This is a genomic window from Streptomyces sp. YS415 (genome assembly GCF_023544665.1).
Classification (GTDB): Bacteria; Actinomycetota; Actinomycetes; order Streptomycetales; family Streptomycetaceae; genus Streptomyces.
In genome coordinates this window covers 199,617-215,576 of record NZ_JAMJFL010000001.1, presented here as the reverse complement: position 1 = coordinate 215,576, position 15,960 = coordinate 199,617, and the positions used below count along the sequence as shown (strand labels likewise).

The 15,960-nt window shown below is 72.7% G+C and carries 13 protein-coding genes and 1 riboswitch; of the genes, 4 read left to right on the top strand and 9 right to left on the bottom strand.

Annotation, left to right across the window (positions count from 1 at the left end):
• Positions 1 to 76 precede the first annotated feature (76 nt).
• Positions 77 to 1,873, top strand: a complete 1,797-nt coding sequence (locus M8H82_RS00945; protein ID WP_250070328.1) for a long-chain fatty acid--CoA ligase — start codon at positions 77 to 79, stop codon at positions 1,871 to 1,873.
• A 77-nt stretch (positions 1,874 to 1,950) separates the two neighbouring features.
• Here the strand turns inward: M8H82_RS00945 and M8H82_RS00940 are convergent, their stop codons facing one another.
• On the bottom strand, positions 1,951 to 3,093 hold the full coding sequence (locus M8H82_RS00940; protein ID WP_250070327.1) for a glycosyltransferase family 4 protein: 1,143 nt from the start codon (positions 3,091 to 3,093) through the stop codon (positions 1,951 to 1,953).
• Between the two features lie 119 nt (positions 3,094 to 3,212).
• On the opposite strand from M8H82_RS00940, the gene M8H82_RS00935 reads away from it, so the two are divergent.
• Positions 3,213 to 4,448 carry a glycosyltransferase 87 family protein gene (locus M8H82_RS00935; RefSeq protein WP_250070326.1) on the top strand — a complete coding sequence of 412 codons (1,236 nt, stop codon included), beginning with the start codon at positions 3,213 to 3,215 and terminating at the stop codon, positions 4,446 to 4,448.
• A 12-nt stretch (positions 4,449 to 4,460) separates the two neighbouring features.
• Here M8H82_RS00935 and M8H82_RS00930 read toward each other — a convergent pair whose 3' ends face one another.
• The 5 genes from M8H82_RS00930 to M8H82_RS00910 form a co-directional block, all read right to left on the bottom strand.
• Positions 4,461 to 5,651, bottom strand: a complete 1,191-nt coding sequence (locus M8H82_RS00930) for a hypothetical protein (RefSeq protein WP_250070325.1) — start codon at positions 5,649 to 5,651, stop codon at positions 4,461 to 4,463.
• A gap of 53 nt (positions 5,652 to 5,704) precedes the next feature.
• Entirely contained in the window at positions 5,705 to 6,718 is a 1,014-nt protein-coding gene (locus M8H82_RS00925; RefSeq protein ID WP_250070324.1) for a C40 family peptidase, read from the bottom strand.
• Positions 6,719 to 6,935: 217 nt separating this feature from the next.
• Entirely contained in the window at positions 6,936 to 7,970 is a 1,035-nt protein-coding gene (locus M8H82_RS00920; protein ID WP_250070323.1) for an NlpC/P60 family protein, read from the bottom strand.
• Between the two features lie 210 nt (positions 7,971 to 8,180).
• A complete protein-coding gene (locus M8H82_RS00915; RefSeq protein WP_250070322.1) occupies positions 8,181 to 9,524 on the bottom strand; it encodes an NYN domain-containing protein in 1,344 nt (447 codons plus the stop codon).
• 68 nt (positions 9,525 to 9,592) lie between these two features.
• The gene (locus M8H82_RS00910; RefSeq protein WP_055541554.1) at positions 9,593 to 9,832 is read right to left on the bottom strand and encodes a hypothetical protein; all 240 of its coding nucleotides are present in this window, start codon (positions 9,830 to 9,832) and stop codon (positions 9,593 to 9,595) included.
• Between the two features lie 155 nt (positions 9,833 to 9,987).
• Between M8H82_RS00910 and M8H82_RS00905 the strand changes: the two genes are divergently transcribed.
• Both M8H82_RS00905 and M8H82_RS00900 read left to right on the top strand, forming a co-directional pair.
• On the top strand, positions 9,988 to 10,725 hold the full coding sequence (locus M8H82_RS00905; RefSeq protein WP_250070321.1) for a rhomboid family intramembrane serine protease: 738 nt from the start codon (positions 9,988 to 9,990) through the stop codon (positions 10,723 to 10,725).
• Positions 10,722 to 11,003, top strand: a complete 282-nt coding sequence (locus tag M8H82_RS00900) for an Lrp/AsnC ligand binding domain-containing protein (protein WP_250070320.1) — start codon at positions 10,722 to 10,724, stop codon at positions 11,001 to 11,003. Before M8H82_RS00905 ends, M8H82_RS00900 begins: the two co-directional genes overlap by 4 nt.
• On the opposite strand, the gene M8H82_RS00895 is transcribed toward M8H82_RS00900, so the two are convergent.
• The 3 genes from M8H82_RS00895 to trpD all read right to left on the bottom strand — a co-directional run bounded on the left by M8H82_RS00895 (position 11,000) and on the right by trpD (position 15,916).
• Positions 11,000 to 13,132, bottom strand: a complete 2,133-nt coding sequence (locus M8H82_RS00895; protein WP_250070319.1) for a PQQ-binding-like beta-propeller repeat protein — start codon at positions 13,130 to 13,132, stop codon at positions 11,000 to 11,002. The two genes, M8H82_RS00900 and M8H82_RS00895, sit on opposite strands and share 4 nt — an antisense overlap.
• 20 nt (positions 13,133 to 13,152) lie before the next feature.
• Complete coding sequence (locus tag M8H82_RS00890; RefSeq protein ID WP_250070318.1) at positions 13,153 to 14,529, bottom strand: aminotransferase class V-fold PLP-dependent enzyme; 1,377 nt, start codon at positions 14,527 to 14,529, stop codon at positions 13,153 to 13,155.
• Positions 14,530 to 14,659: 130 nt separating this feature from the next.
• A riboswitch (SAM riboswitch) is annotated at positions 14,660 to 14,776 on the bottom strand.
• Positions 14,777 to 14,851: 75 nt separating this feature from the next.
• On the bottom strand, positions 14,852 to 15,916 hold the full coding sequence (gene trpD / locus M8H82_RS00885; protein ID WP_250070317.1) for an anthranilate phosphoribosyltransferase: 1,065 nt from the start codon (positions 15,914 to 15,916) through the stop codon (positions 14,852 to 14,854).
• Positions 15,917 to 15,960 lie beyond the last annotated feature (44 nt).

Below are 15,960 nucleotides of genomic sequence, written 5' to 3'. Positions count from 1 at the left end.
TACCTGCCCGAGCCTTGGACCGCACCGTCGCATCACACAACGTCGTGGCGCCGGCGCCCTATGAGGAGCAGCAGTCTTGCGCGAGTTCAGCCTTCCGGCCATGTACGAGGTCCCCGCGGACGGCAATCTGACGGACATCGTCCGCAGAAACGCCGCGCAGCACCCGGACGTCGCCGTCATCGCGCGCAAGGTGGGCGGTGCCTGGCAGGACGTGACGGCCACCGCCTTCCTCGCCGAGGTGCGCGCCGCCGCCAAGGGGCTCGTCGCGGCCGGCGTGCAGCCGGGCGACCGGATCGGGCTGATGTCCCGCACCCGGTACGAGTGGACCCTGCTGGACTTCGCCATCTGGTCGGCGGGCGCGGTGACCGTGCCGGTGTACGAGACCAGCTCCCCGGAGCAGGTGCAGTGGATCCTCGGTGACTCGGGCGCCACCGCGGTGCTGACCGAGCTGGACAGCCACACGGCCGCCGTGGAGTCGGTGCGCGACCGGCTGCCCGCCCTGAAGCACCTGTGGCAGATCGAGGGCGGCGGCGTCGAGGAGCTGGGCAGGCTCGGACAGGACGTCAGCGACGAGACGGTCGAGGAGCGCAGCTCGCTGGCGAAGGCCGACGACCCGGCGACCATCGTCTACACCTCCGGCACCACCGGCCGCCCCAAGGGCTGTGTGCTCACCCACCGCAACTTCTTCGCGGAGTGCGGCAACATCGTCGAGCGGCTGCGCCCGCTGTTCCGTACCGGCGAGTGCTCGGTGCTGCTGTTCCTGCCGCTGGCGCACGTGTTCGGCCGGCTGGTGCAGATCGCCCCGATGATCGCGCCGATCAAGCTGGGCTGCCTGCCCGACATCAAGGACCTCACCACCGAACTGGCCGAGTTCCGGCCGACGTTGATCCTCGGTGTGCCGCGCGTCTTCGAGAAGGTCTACAACTCGGCGCGGGCCAAGGCGCAGGCGGACGGCAAGGGCAAGATCTTCGACAGGGCGGCGGACACCGCCATCGCCTACAGCCGCGCGCTGGACACCGCTTCGGGCCCGTCGGTCGGCCTGCGGATCAAGCACAAGGTCTTCGACCGGCTCGTCTACGGCAAGCTGCGCGCCGTCCTCGGCGGCCGGGGCGAGTACGCCATCTCCGGCGGCGCCCCGCTCGGCGAGCGGCTGGGGCACTTCTTCCGCGGCATCGGCTTCTCGGTCCTGGAGGGCTACGGCCTGACCGAGACCTGTGCCGCCACCGCGTTCAACCCCTGGGACCGCCAGAAGATCGGCACGGTCGGCCAGCCGCTGCCCGGCTCGGTGGTGCGCATCGCCGACGACGGCGAGGTGCTGCTGCACGGCGAGCACATCTTCAAGGAGTACTGGAACAACCCGGGCGCGACCGAGGAAGCGCTGCGGGACGGCTGGTTCCACTCCGGTGACATCGGCACCCTCGACGAGGACGGCTACCTCAGGATCACCGGCCGCAAGAAGGAGATCCTGGTCACCGCGGGCGGCAAGAACGTCGCCCCGGCCGTGATCGAGGACCGGATCCGCGCGCACGCGCTGGTCGCCGAGTGCATGGTGGTGGGCGACGGGCGGCCGTTCGTGGGCGCCCTGGTCACCATCGACGAGGAGTTCCTGGGCCGTTGGGCCGCCGAGCACGGCAAGCCCGCGGGCGCCACGGCGGCGTCCCTGATCGACGACGCGGACCTGCTGGCCGCGATCCAGTCGGCGATCGACGACGGCAACGCGGCGGTGTCCAAGGCGGAGTCGGTGCGCAAGTTCCGCATCCTGCCCTCCCAGTTCAGCGAGGAGTCGGGCCATCTGACGCCGTCGCTGAAGCTCAAGCGGAACGTGGTGGCGAAGGACTTCGCGCACGAGATCGAGGCGATCTACGCCAAGTGACCAGCCGGTGCGCGAAGGCGCGGGGTCCCCGTCGGGGGCCCCGCGCCTTTGTCGTCCGTCCGGCTACGGCAGGTCCTTCACAGCAGGTCCTTGAGCCGCTCCGCCAGCAGGTCCCAGCGCCACTTCTCCTCGACCCACTCCCGGCCCCGCTCCCCCATCCGGCGGCGCAGTTCCGCGTCGCCGAGGAGGGTGACGATCCGGTCGGCCGCCTGCTCGGGCGAGCCGCCGCGCACCACCCAGCCCGTCTCGCCGTCCAGGACCGCGTCCGGCGCCCCGCCCGAGTCGCCCGCGACCACGGGCAGCCCCGTCGCCGAGGCCTCCAGGTAGACGATGCCGAGCCCCTCCACGTCCAGGCCCCGCCGACGCGTACGGCAGGGCATGGCGAAGACGTCGCCGGCGCCGTAGTGGGCGGGGAGCTCGGACCAGGGGACCGCGCCGGTGAAGTGGACGGAGTCGGCCACCCGGGTCTCGTGGGCCAGCTTGCGCAGGTCCCGCTCGTAGGGGCCGCCGCCCACGATCAGCAGGACCGCGTCCGGCTCCTTCACCAGGATCCGGGGCATCGCCAGGATCAGGGTGTCCTGCCCCTTGCGCGGGACCAGCCGGGAGACGCAGACGATCACCGGGCGGTCGGTCAGCCCCAGGCGGGCGCGGACCTCGGGACCGCCGGAGCCGGGGTGGAAGGTCTTCTCGTCGACACCCGGCGGGAGCTGCGCCATCCGCCGGGCCGCCGCGGGGCTGAGCGCGGTCGCGATGCGGGAGCGGGTGTACTCCCCGAGGTAGGTGACGGTGTCCGTCGAGTCCCCGATCCGCCGCAGCAGCTGCCGGGAGGCGGGCAGCTGGGCCCAGCCGGCCTCGTGGCCGTGCGTGGTGGCGACCAGGCGCTCGGCACCGGCCTTGCGCAGCGCCGGGGCCATCAGGCCGAGCGGCGCCGCCGCCCCGAACCACACCGACGTACAGCCGTGCTCCCGCAGCAGCCCCAGCGCCCGCCGGGTCACCCGGGGCGTGGGCAGCAGCATCGTCGTGGAGTCGCGTACGACGGTGAAGGGCTGGTCGGCGTCGAAGGCGGCCGTGGCCTCGGCGCCCTCCTGGCCGCGCTTCCAGGTGGAGGCGTAGACGACCAGCCGCTCCGGGTCCAGCCGTAGGGCCATGTTGTGCAGGAAGGCCTGGATGCCGCCGGGGCGGGGCGGGAAGTCGTTCGTCACGATGAGCGTCTTGTGCATCGCGGCCGACCTTATCCGAGGCGTACCGCACACCGCGCGACGGCCGCGCTGGTGGCCGACGCACAGTTTCCCGGGACATCATGTTCCCCTCAAGACGGACGCGGACGGCAGGGGACCAGGTGGAGACGACGGGCATGCGGCGGTCCGTGGCGGGGCTGCTCGTCATCTGGGCCCTGACCAGGGCGGTCCTACTGCTCTTCGTGTTCAAGGTGTACGTCTTCCCCGGCCCGGACGTCACCAGCGACGTCTCCGTGATCTACCAGGGCTGGTACGAGGTGCTGCGCACCGGAACGTTCCCTCAGAACGACGTCACCTGGCAGTACCCACCCGCCGCCGCCCTCGCGATCCTCTCCCCCGCGGTCCTGTTCCACCTGGACTACGCCTCCGCCTTCTTCGTCCTCGCCTTCACCGCCGACCTCGCCGTCCTCGCCCTGCTGCTGTACGCGGGGCTGCGCCCGGGCCGGAGCCTGCGCGGCACCTGGGTGTGGGTCGTGGGCGTCCCGCTGCTCGGGCCGACCGTGTACGCCCGCTACGACGTGATGGTGACCGCGGTGGCGGTGGCCGCCCTGCTGGCGGGTGCCCGGCACCCCCGGGTGATGGGCGCGCTGACGGCGTTCGCGGCGCTGCTGAAGGTGTGGCCGGTGCTGCTGCTGGTCGCCGCCCGCCGCCGCTCGGCGTGGGTGTCGGCCGCGGTGACCGCCGCCGGGCTGGCGGTGCTGTTCGGTGTGGCGATGCCGGGCGCGTTCGCGTTCCTGACCTTCCAGCGGGACCGCGGCACCGAGGTGGAGTCGCTGGGCGCCCTGGTCTTCCATGTGGCCCGGCACTTCGGCTGGGAGGGGGAGGTGCTGCTGAACTACGGCTCGGTGGAGTTCCTCGGCCCGTACGTGAGCGTGGTCAGCACGGCCGCGCTGGTGCTGACCGCGCTGGCCTTCGGCTGGCTGCTGTGGTGGCGGTTCCGGGCGAACCGGTTCCTGCCGCACACGCTCGCGGACGCCGCACTGGTGGCGGTGCTGATGTTCACCACGACCAGCCGGGTGATCAGCCCGCAGTACCTGGTGTGGCTGGTCGGCCTGGCGGCGGTGTGCCTGTGCTTCCGGGGCAGCCGGATGGGCGTGCCGGTCGCTCTGCTGCTGGCGGCGTGCCTGCTGACGGTGCTGGAGTTCCCGGTCTGGTTCGCGCACGTGGTGTCCAGCGACTGGCTCGGCATCACCTTGCTGGCCCTGCGCAACGGGCTGCTGGTGCTGGCCACGGTCCTGGCCGCCCGCGTCCTGTGGCGCTCCACGGTCTCCGCCGGCGGGCCCGCTCCCCTGCCCGCCCGGGCCGCCCGCGCCAAGGAGGGCTCGCTGCCCTCCTGAGACGGGGCCCGGTCAGCCGAACTGCGTGCGCAGGTACTCCCGCCACTGCGCGGTGAAGTCCTCCACGGTCGTGCCGAGGACCTGGTCCAGGGCCTCCTCGACCGCGCCGGGCCGCTTCTCGTGCGCGCCGACGGCCCGGTAGAACTCGCCGAGCCGCTCCTCGCCCCAGCGCTCCGCGATCATCCGGCAGGCCATCCAGCCGCTCTCGTACGCCTGCGCCAGCCCGCCCGAGTCCCCGGTGAACCCGAAGTCCTCGTCGGTCGGCAGCCCCGCCGGGATCTCCCCCTCGGTCACCGCCCGCCACAGCTCCGGGGCGGCCTCCAGGGGCGAGCGTCCGGTGCCGAGGTAGCCGACCCAGTCGGCGTATCCCTCGGAGAGCCAGAGCGGGGTGGCGGCGCTGGTGTGGGCCCGGGTGGCGACATGGGTGGCCTCGTGGGTGAGCACCACCTGCTTGCCGCTGTGGCCGAGGACGCCGTACGCGACCGGGTTGAGGATGACCCGGTCCGCGGGCGCGTCGGCGGGGGCGCCGGTCTCGCCGGTGGTGACGGCCGCGATGCCGCGGTAGGAGGAGGCGGGCGAGCCGAGCAGTCCCGCCATCGCCTCCAGGGACTCCGGTACGAGGACGACGAGCCGGCGCGGCCACTCGGTGTCCCAGGCCCGGTTCACCGCGGGCACCGCCCGGTCGGCCAGGTCGGCGAAGGCGCGCAGCCGGGCGCCGCTCTGCCCGACGCCGAGCACGATGCTGCGCTCACCGCGCACCACGTCCACCCGGCCCTGGTCCCACAGCTGGTCGGCGGCCTTCCGGGCGGGCCGCTCGGACTCGACGTACCAGTCGCCGCCGGCGTCGAGGCTCAGCTCCAGGCTCCGGGCGGCGGTGACCGGCGCGCGGTCGTCGTCCCGGAGTCGGTAGCGCAGTTCCGCCTGGGCGGTGGCGCTGTCCCCGCTGCGCCGGAGCCCGGTCACCCGGTAGGACCACTCCGCGAACGGCACCTCGCGCAGATCGTCGAAGCCGCTGCGCGCCCCGGTGCGGACGAACGCCGACTCGTCCCGCTCCACGATCGCCTCGGCCCGCCGGTCCAGCACCCGCTGCACCGCATCCCGAGCCGCATCCGTGACCGGCCGCCCCCCGCACGCCACGAGGGAGACGAACAGCAGACACAGCACCACCACACCGGATCCGGACGTCCGCCCTCGACCAGCCATGCCGTGATCGTACGGCGATCAGGCCGCCGAGGTCAGACCCCCGTCGTGGGCCGTCAGACCCTGGTCACCGTGGCTCCCGGCATCATCCCCACCGGGTCGTAGCGCACCGGCGCCCCCGGATAGGGCGCGTGGATCACCTGGCCGTTGCCCATGTACATCCCCACATGGCTGGCGTCGGAGCGGTAGGTGACCAGGTCACCGGGCCGGGCCTGGGAGAGGGGGACCTGGCGGCCGGCGAAGCGCTGGCCCTGGGAGGTGCGGGGCAGGGCGACCCCGGCCTGCCCGTACGACCACTGCATCAGGCCCGAGCAGTCGAAGCCGCTGGGACCGCTGGCGCCCCAGACGTACGGCTTGCCGAGGGCGGAGCGGGCGGCGGCGATCGCGGCGGCCGCGCGGCCGGACGCCGGGACGGCGCTGCCGAGGTCGGGCATGTCGGAGCGGCCGGAGCGGGAGGCCCGGTCGTAGGCGGCCCGCTCGTCGGACGGCAGCGAGTTGAGCAGCTGCCGGGCCTTGGCGAGCTTGCCCTCCACCGTCCGCTTGTGCGCGGCGACGGCCTTGCGGCTCTTCTCCAGCTCGCCGAGCTTGCGGGAGGCCTCGGAGCGCTCCTGGGAGAGATCGCGCATGGCGTCCTGGAGCTCCTTCAGCTCGCCCGCCTGCCGGGCGCTGATCCGGTCCAGTACGGCGGCCTTGTCGAGGTAGTCGTCCGGGTCGTCGGAGAACAGCAGGGCGAGGGAGGGGTCGAGCCCGCCGGAGCGGTACTGCGCTCCGGCCAGCGAACCGAGCGCCTCCCGCATGGAGTTGATGCGCTCCTGCTGCCGGGCGATCCGGTCCTGCGCGGTGCCGACCTCCCTGCGCAGCGAGTCGGCGCGCTCATCGGCCTTGTTGTAGGCCTCGGTGGCCTGTTCGGCCTCCTCGTAGAGGCGGTCCACCTCGGCCCGGGTGTCGTCGTGCGGAGCGGCCGTTGCCGGTACGGCTCCGAAGGCCGCGGCGGCGGCTGAGATGACGCAGAGCGCGGCGCTCGCGCCCCGGTCGAACCCGGACGGTACAAGGCGACGATGGGACCCCACGAGAAGCCGCACCCCTTCCGCTGGCGGACAAGGACCTTCCCCGGCGAGGGGAAACGCGGCAGACAGTAGCCCCGCGACGGGCCACCGGCCAACGACCGCCGTGCGCACGCAACGTGACGCCCCGCCTAGGACGCAGGTCATGGGCGGGGCGTGGGGTCAGTTCACGTTGCCGGGATTCGCCCGTTCGGGCGGCACGGTGTCGCGATCTTGCGGGTGCTCAGATGCGGACGCCGAACTGGTACGGCATGTTGTTGATCGACTCGTAGCGGACGACCGTGTTGGAGCGCGGGGCGTGCAGCACCTGGCCGTTGCCCGCGTAGAAGCCGACGTGGTGCAGGTCGCCGTAGAAGATGACCAGGTCGCCGACCTTCAGGTCGGACTGGCTGTAGATGCGGGTGCCGGCGTTGGCCTGGGCCTGCGAGGTGCGCGGGATGCCGACGCCGGCCTGGGCGAAGGCCCAGCTGGTCAGGCCCGAGCAGTCGAAGGAGGAGGGGCCGGAGGCACCGTAGATGTAGGGCGAGCCGATCTTGCTCTGGGCGGCCTGGAAGGCGGCCATGGCGCGGCCGGAACCGGCGGTGGCGCCGCTGAGGTCGACGCGGTCGGCGGACGAGCGGCTGGCGCGCTCCTCCTCGGCGGCGAGGGCGGCCTTCTCGGCGGCGGTCAGCGAGTTCAGGAGCTTCTGCGCCTCGCCGAGCTTGTCCTGGACTTCCTGCTTCTTCTTGCCCAGTTCGGTCCGGGTGGAGGCGAGGTCCTTGAGCTTCTCGCCGGCCTCGGCACGGTCCTGGGCGAGGTCGCGCTGCTTGTCCTGGATCTTCTTCAGCGACTCGACCTGCTGGCTGCTCAACTGGTCGAGCGTGGAGGCCTTGTCGAGGTAGTCGTCCGGGTCGGCGGACAGGAACAGCTGGACCGAGGAGTCGATGGAGCCGGTGCGGTACTGGGCGGCGGCCGCCAGGCCTATGGAGTCGCGCATCTCGTTCAGGTCTTCCTGACCGCGCGCGACGTTGTCCTGGATGGTGGAGATCTCCTTCTGGAGCTTCTCCTGCTTCTCCTTGGCGCCGTTGTACTTCTCGGTGGCCTGCTCGGCCTCCTCGTACAGCTTGTCGACCTTGGCCTTGACCTCGTCCTTGCTCGGCTTCTCGCTGGGCGCGGCGTTGGCCGCCTGCGAGCTGATGGCCACGGCGGCAGCAGCGGCGGTGGTCAGCACGGTCACACGTGCGCGGCTCGGCTGCTTGGGTCGACGGTGGGACGCCACGGAGGCGAACTCCTTCTTCTGAGTGATCTTCCGAGCGGAGGTTCGAAGGCAGACCCTAGTGATACAGCTGTGATCAGTTCAAATCCCTGGGCGATTTATCCCGATTACGGTCCGCATTCTTTACCATCAACCCACGTGCAGTGATGCCGACTTGACGCTACGTTGCGTGACGGTTCCGTCAATTCGGGCATTGCCGCTGTAGGTTGACCTTCAGGACAGTCGCTTCAGAAGCACCGCAGAAGCCACCGGCCGGGCACCCGCCCGGGCCACCCCGTCGGCCACCTCGCGGTCGGTCGAGGCGACGATGACCGGACGCCCCGGCGGCTCGGCGCGCACCAGCTGACGGATCAACTCGTCGGCGGTGATCCCGGGTTTGGAGAACAGCACCCGCACCCCGCGCGGCGGCGCCAGCAGCACCGGCGCGGCCAGCTCGGCCCCGTCGAAGACGCAGGTCACCTCGGCGCCGGTCTGCGCGGCGAGCTGGGAGAGCTGCCCGAGGAGCCGCAGGCGCTGCTTCTCCAGCGGCATCTGGGGATAGCCGGTCTTGGTGACGTTGTAGCCGTCGACGACCAGATGCGCCTGGGGCAGCGCCAGCAACTGGTCGACGATGGCCGGGTCGTTCTCGGACAGCGCCCGCGCGGCGATGTCCTTGGGGGTCATCCGTCCCGGTTCGACCGCGTCGACCGTCTCGGCCGGACGCACCGACACCGGCGGCAACGCCAGCTCCCGGCGCAGCCCCTGGGTGGCGTCGAGCAGCGTGTCCAGCAGCAGCCGTACCCGCATGTCCTCCACGCTGCGGCCCTCGCGCGCCGCCCTGCGGGTGGCCTCCAGGGCGGACTCCGCCTCCGCGAGCCGCGACTTCAGCCGCCGGGTCTCGCTCTCGGCGGCCGACACCTGCCCGTGCGTCTCCGCCCGTACGGCCTCGATCTCGGCGCGCGCCTTGCGCAGCGCCGCCTCACCGCGCTTGACGTCGCTGAGGGCCGCCCGCAGCTTGCGGTGAAGCGATTCCGCTTCCTTCTTGGACGCGTCCAGCTCGGTGCGCAGCCGCTCGGTCTCGGTCCGGATCTGCTCCCTGGCCTGGGCGAGGTCGGCGCGCAGCCGTTCCAGTTCGGCCCGGCTCTCCTCGTCGACGCGCTCGGCGTCGGCCCGCTGGGCCTCCTCGCCCGCCGCGGTCACCAGCTTGACCCAGCCGGCGGGCCGGATCACGTAGGCCGCGGCCGCCACGTCGAGCGGATCCGCGGCCGGAGGCGGCGAGCCGGAGTCGAGGGCGCCGGAGAGTTCCGGCTGGGCCTCTCTCAGCTTCTCCCCGATGCGCTGGCGGAAGAGCGGATCGGTCTCCAGGGCCGCGGCCATGGCGTTGCCGGCGAACTTGGCCCGCCGGTTCGGGGCGAAGCGGGCGTACTGTCTCAGCTGGGCGGGCAGTTCACCGACGGTCAGCCCGCCGAACCCGTCGGAGACGATCTGCACGACCCGTCGGCGCACTCCGTCGGGCAGCGGACGGTCGAGCACCTCGGCGGCGCCGTCGTCCGGCCCCCCGCCTTCGCTCTCCACCATCCGTCTCACCCCAATGCCTGTGCGGGACCCCCCTGGCTTGGGGGATCACCCGAGCGGGGCCCGCTCCCTCAGGAGCCGGCGCCCGGCCTGTCGACGAGCTCCACCTGGTCCACGGCGTTGCACCAGCGGCAGCGCACCGACTCGATGGTCTCACTGACCACCTCGCGCTCCTCGACCTTGGGCTCACCGGCGAGGTCGAGGTGGACGTACTCGACAACCTTCGACGAGCGGGTCACATCGAAACGGGTGAGGTTGCCGCAGAGCGTGCAGCGCCACCGCGTGGTGGCCGTCGGCAGGGGAACCGTCATCGCGACCGTTCTTTCCTTCCAGTGTCGGTGACTCACCGGAGTCCCCGGTGCGTGTGGCTCGTAACCCTACGGCCTGGCGGGTACTCGCCGCTCGGCCGTCCACAGCGGCGAGGCGGTCCGTTCCGGTGCGTCCCCTTACGTCATGCTCTGTGGTCATGATCCGCAAGTGGAGCAGCACGGTCGTCAGGGGCATGCGGATGCCGTCCGCGCCGGTCACCTACGCACTGATCGGCCTGTGCTCGCTGATCTTCCTGATCGGCCCGGCCTCGGGGCTGAATCCCGCCTACGGCACCGGCGACGAGCTGGTCGCGGCGCAGCGGGCCTACTTCCGGCGCTGGGGCGTGATCCCGGCCGAGCTCTTCGAGGGCGCGCCGCGCGCCGCCCTCACCCCGGCCACCGCACTCTTCGTGCACGGCAGCTGGGTGCACCTGCTGGGCAACATGCTCTTCCTCTACGTCTTCGGCGCGCTGACCGAGGAACGCATGGGCCGCGTCCAGTTCACCCTCTTCTACCTGGGCTGCGGCTATCTCGCCCTGCTGGGGTACGCGGCGGCCAACGCCGATTCCGGGCAGTCCCTGGTCGGGGCGTCCGGCGCGATCTCGGCGGTCCTCGGCGCCTGCCTCGCGCTGTTCCCGCGGGCCCGGGTGACCAGCCTGCTGCCGTTCCTGTTCTTCCTGCCGGTGCGCTTTCCCGCCTGGGTGGTGCTGCCGTTCTGGGCGACCCTGCAGTGGCTGGCCGCGGGCCGGGCCACGAGCGGGCCCGGCGTGGCGTATCTGGCCCATCTCGTGGGCTTCGGCCTGGGGTGCAGCTACGCCTGGGTGCGGTTCGGCCGTACGACTAGAGTGAAGGCCGCCCCAGCGATGCCCGCCCCCGAGGGAGACAACCAGCCGTGATCACCGCGATCGTCCTCATCAAGACCAGCGTGGACCGGATCCCCGAGATCGCCGAGCAGATCGCCTCGCTGGACAGCGTGAGCGAGGTCTTCTCCGTCACCGGCACCTACGACCTGATCGCGATGGTCCGCGTCAAGGAGCACGAGGACCTCGCCGAGGTCATCCCCGGCCGCATCAGCAAGATCCCCGGCGTGGAGGGCACGGACACCCACGTCGCGTTCCGGACGTACTCCCAGCACGACCTGGAGGCGGCGTTCGCCATCGGCCTCGACGGCTAGGGGCCGGCCGTGAGGTCGAGGGCTGCCACCCCCTCTTCCGAGGTGACGTAGAGGCGGTTGCCGCGCAGCAGGGGGGCCGAGACCGGATAGCCGGCCGGGAGCGGGAAGCGCCACAACCGCTCGCCCTCGAGGTTCAGGGCGTGTATCTCGTCGGGAGTCTGCAGGAGGATCCGGCCGTCCGACACCGCGGGTGCGGTGATGTCGAAGTCCCCGTCCCCGTACGTCCAGGCCGGCCGGCCGTCCGCGGTGAACGCCTTCACCACCCGGTCCTCCGTGAGAAGCGCCAGCGGGCCGGCCGCGGTGACCGGACCTTCCAGCTCAGAGTCGGCCTCGGCCCCGCGCCACAGCCGCTGCCCGTCGAGGGTGAAGCCGTGCCAGGTCTGCTCGCCGGCGGAGGCGGCGGCAAGGGCCCGGCCCGCCACCATCACGGGCCGCCGCAGGTCGGCGTCCGCCTCCGCCTTCCACAGCGGTGTGCCGTCCCCGGCGTCGAAGGCGGCCAGCAGGCCCGCGCGGGTTCCGGCGTAGATCACACCGCCGTGCACCAGGGGTGCCTCGGTGAGCGGGCCCACGAGCCCTCGCTGCCAGCGCATGCCGCCGTCCGCCGCGTAGGCGCGCAACTCCCCGATGTCCTCGTCCCCGGCGCCCACCACGATCGTCTCGCCGGCGAGGACGGGAGCGGTGCCCGTCGGCCCCAGGCTCCGGCTCCAGCCGCGCTCGCCCGCCGTGTCGTACCGGCACAGCCGCAGCCGCTGGGAGCCGTCCGCGCTGTCGCCCTCGACCACGGTGCAGTAGACGCCGTCCGCCGTCGCCAGGGGATCGAGACCGGCGCCGCCGAGGTCGGCCTTCCAGAGGTCCTCCCCACGGTCGGAGAGCGCGTACAGGTCGACGGAGGACGTGGCGGCGTACAGGACGTCGCCCTTGGGGGAGAGCGAGCCGAGCCGCGGGGTCATGACCTGGTCCATCGAGAACTGCCAGCGCAGGACCGGCTTCCCGGTGGCCGTCGCGGAGGGCGGGTCCTTCTTCCCCCGCTCCGGCTCCCGCAGCCACCACCAGCCGCCGACACCCCCGGCGGCGGCCACCACGGCACCACCGGCCACGGCCCGCAGCACACCGCGGCGCGACGGCGGGGGCAGTGCCGCCGCTGGAGGCGCGACCGCGTCCGCCTCCGTCGCCGTCGCCATGTACTCGACTCCGCTCCTGCGCTCCGCGTCGTCTCCCGGCACCCACCGCGGGCCGCCGCCGGTGAACCAGCCCGGCCGCACAGCGGCGGGCAGCGACGCCTCCGTGTGTCCCACGGCCGCCATGACGGCCCCCGGACCCGGCCGCCCGGCCGGGTCCGGGCTCAGGCAGGACTCCACCAGCGGCCGGAACTCCTCGGGCACCTGGGACAGATCATGGTCGCCGCTCAGGATGCGCAGCAGGACCACCGACTCATGGCCCTCGCCGAAGGGCCGGCGTCCCCCGGAGGCGTAGGCGAGGACCGCTCCCAGCGCGAACACATCGCTCTGCGGGCCCACTTCGCCGGTGTTGCGGATCTGCTCCGGGGAGACATAGCCGACCGTGCCGACGATCGACCCGGGGCTCGTCAGCGCGGTCGCCTCCAGCGCCCGGACGATCCCGAAGTCGATGACCCGGGGGCCGTCCGCCGCCAGCAGGATGTTGGAGGGCTTGAGATCCCGGTGCACCAGGCCCCTGGCATGGATCGCGGTCAGGGCCCGGCCGAGCGCCGCCGCGAGGACCCGTACCGCGGGAGCGGGCAGCGGCCCGCCGTCCAGCACGGCGTCCCGCAGGGTGGGCCCCTCGACGAACTCGGACGCCATCCACGGCGGTTCGCCCTCGGGGTCGGCGTCGACGACCCGGGCGGTGTACGTGCCGTCCCCGCCGACGTCCCGCGCGGCGCGCAGCTCCTGGCGGAACCGGGCGCGGAAGGTCCGGTCCCCGGCGTGCTCGGGCCGCACCACCTTGACCGCGAGCCGCATCCCGCCGCGTGCCTCGGCGAGGTACACCTCGCCCATCCCTCCGGCGCCGAGCCGTCCGAGCACCTCGTACGGCCCGATCCGCCGAGGATCCGTGTCCCGCAGCGCCTGCACCCCGCCCCCGCCCGTTCCGTCCGCCCCGTCGACCCGCACCGGGAGCGTACGTCAGGGGATCACACGGCGGGTACGCAACGCCCGTCCACCGTACGGTAGTTCCACTGGGCGCCGTCGGTGACCAGCTCGCGCACCGCGGTCACGAAGCGCTCCACGTGCTCGTCCGGGGTGCCGGCGCCGAAGCTGACCCGGATGGCGTTGAGGGACTTCTCGCCGGGTGCCGCCTCGGGGGCGCCGCACTCGCCCTGGGTGCCCGGGTCGCTGCCGAGCAGGGTGCGGACCAGCGGGTGGGCGCAGAACAGGCCGTCGCGGACGCCGATGCCGTACTCGGCGGAGAGGGCGGCGGCGAAGTGGGAGCTGTTCCAGCCGTCGACCACGAAGGAGAGCACGCCGACCCGCGGGGCGTCGTCGCCGAAGAGGGAGAGGATCCGGACCTCGGGCACCCCGGCGAGCCCCTCGCGGACCTTCTCGATCAGGTACCGCTCCCGGGCGACCAGGGTGTCGAAACCGGCCTCGGTGAGGGCCTTGCAGGCCGAGGCGATGGAGTAGGCGCCGATCACGTTCGGCGAGCCGGCCTCGTGCCGGGCCGCGCTCTCGTGCCACTCCACGTCCACTCCCCCGTCCGCGCGCCGGCTGACCTTGCGGCTGGCTCCGCCGCCCGCGAGGTACGGGTCGGCCGCGATCAGCCAGTCGGCGCGGCCGGCCAGCACGCCGGAGCCGAAGGGGGCGTAGAGCTTGTGGCCGGAGAAGGCGATCCAGTCGACGTCCAGGTCCTGGACCGAGACTGGGTGGTGCGGGGCGAGCTGCGCGGCGTCCAGGACGATGCGGGCGCCGTGCGCATGGGCGGCGGCGGCCAGTTCGCGCACCGGCCACAGCTCGCCGGTGACGTTGGAGGCGCCGGTGACACAGACCAGGGCCGGGGCGTGGCCGCCGTCGGCGGACGCGGTGCGGGCGGCGAGGGCGCGCTCCAGGGTCTCGACGGCCTGGCGCGGGGTGCGCGGGGCGTCGAGGTAGGTGACCTCGGCGTCCTGCCAGGGCAGCAGGGAGGCGTGGTGCTCGGTCTCGAAGACGAAGACCTGGCAGCCGGCGGGCAGGGCGGCGGCGAGCAGGTTCAGGGAGTCGGTCGTGGACCGGGTGAAGATCAGCTGGTCGTCGGCGCGGCAGTCCAGGAACTCCGCGACCGTCCGGCGGGCGTTCTCGAAGAGGTCGGTGGAGAGCTGCGAGAGGTACCCGGCGCCCCGGTGGACGCTGCCGTAGTACGGGGCGTAGGCGGCCACGTCGTCCCAGACCCGCTGGAGCGCGGGGGCGCTGGCGGCGTAGTCGAGCGCGGCGTAGGTGACCTCGCCGCCGGTGACGAGCGGGACGGTGACATCCCGGCCGAGAACGGGCAGCGGGGCACAAATGGTCGGTGCGGAGGCAGCGGTGGAGACAGACATGGGGGCTCCCGTGAGAGAAGAGAAGAAAGACAAAAGGGGTGCGCGGAGGCGGGGCTCGGCGGCCCTATCGCATTCGCTTGCTCACGGAAGGCTCCCTCGATCGACCCAGGACCCCTGGTGTATCGCGAGGGGTCCGCGCTTGCCGCGAGCCTTGCTGCTCACGGCCTGGTCCTCACCCGGGGCACCCCGCCACGGACGGAGGGTTGCCGGACAGTCGGCCGGGGCCTCATGACTGTCACTCATGACCTGGTACAGGAATTTAGGGGAAGTGATCGTCGTCCCGCAACCCGTGTCCGGATCGCGGGACGTCGACCGGTGACCGCTAGGCGTTGCTGGCGGCCACCCAGCGCTCCAGCGTCCGCTTGGCCGCGCCGGAGTCGATCGACTCCGCCGCCCTCGCCATACCGGTGCGGATCTGCTCGGCCAGGGGCGCCCCGGTCGGGTCCAACGCCACCAGTGCCGCCGCCGAGTTGAGGAGCACGGCGTCCCGGACGGGGCCCGTCTCGCCGTTCAGCAGCCTGCGCGCGACGTCCGCGTTGTAGGAGGCGTCCGCGCCCCGCAGCGCCTCCACCGGCACCAGCTCCAGGCCCACGTCCCGCGGGTCGAAGGCCTCCTCGGTGACCTTGCCGTCCCGGACGATCCAGACCCGGGAGGTGGCGGTGGTGGTCAGCTCGTCCAGGCCGTCGTCGCCGCGGAAGACCAGGGAGGAGTTGCCGCGCTCGGCGAACACCCCGGCCACGATCGGCGCCATCCGCGGGTCGGCGACCCCGACCGCCTGTGCCCGCACGCGTGCCGGGTTGGTGAGCGGACCGAGGACGTTGAAGACGGTCCTGATGCCCAACTGGCCGCGCGCCGCGCCCGCGTGACGCATCGCCGGGTGGAACTTCGCCGCGAAGCAGAAGGTGATCCCGGCCTCCTCGACGACCTGCGGCACTCGGGACACCGGCAGCTCCAGGTTGACCCCGAGCTTCTCCAGGACGTCCGAGGAACCCGAGGCGGAGGATGCCGCACGGTTGCCGTGCTTGACGACCTTGGCGCCCGCGCCGGCCACCACGATCGCGGACATCGTGGAGATGTTGACGGTCTTGGCGCCGTCCCCGCCCGTGCCGACGATGTCGACGGTGTCGCCGGACACCTCGATGACATGGGCGTGCGCGTACATCGTCCGGACGAAGCCGGTGATCTCCTGGACCGTCTCGCCCTTGGCCCGCAGCGCCACCACGAACCCGGCGATCTGCGCGTCGGTCGCCTCGCCGCGCATGATCAGGTCCATCGCCCAGGCCGTGTCGTCGGCGCCCAGATCGCGCCCCTCCAGCAGGCCGTTCAGCAACCGGGGCCAGGAACGGCCCGCCGCGGTGTCGCCTCCAGCGGGGGTCACAGCGCTCATGGGGCCGCTCCTGGGTGTCGTAGCAGAGATGCACCCCGACAGGG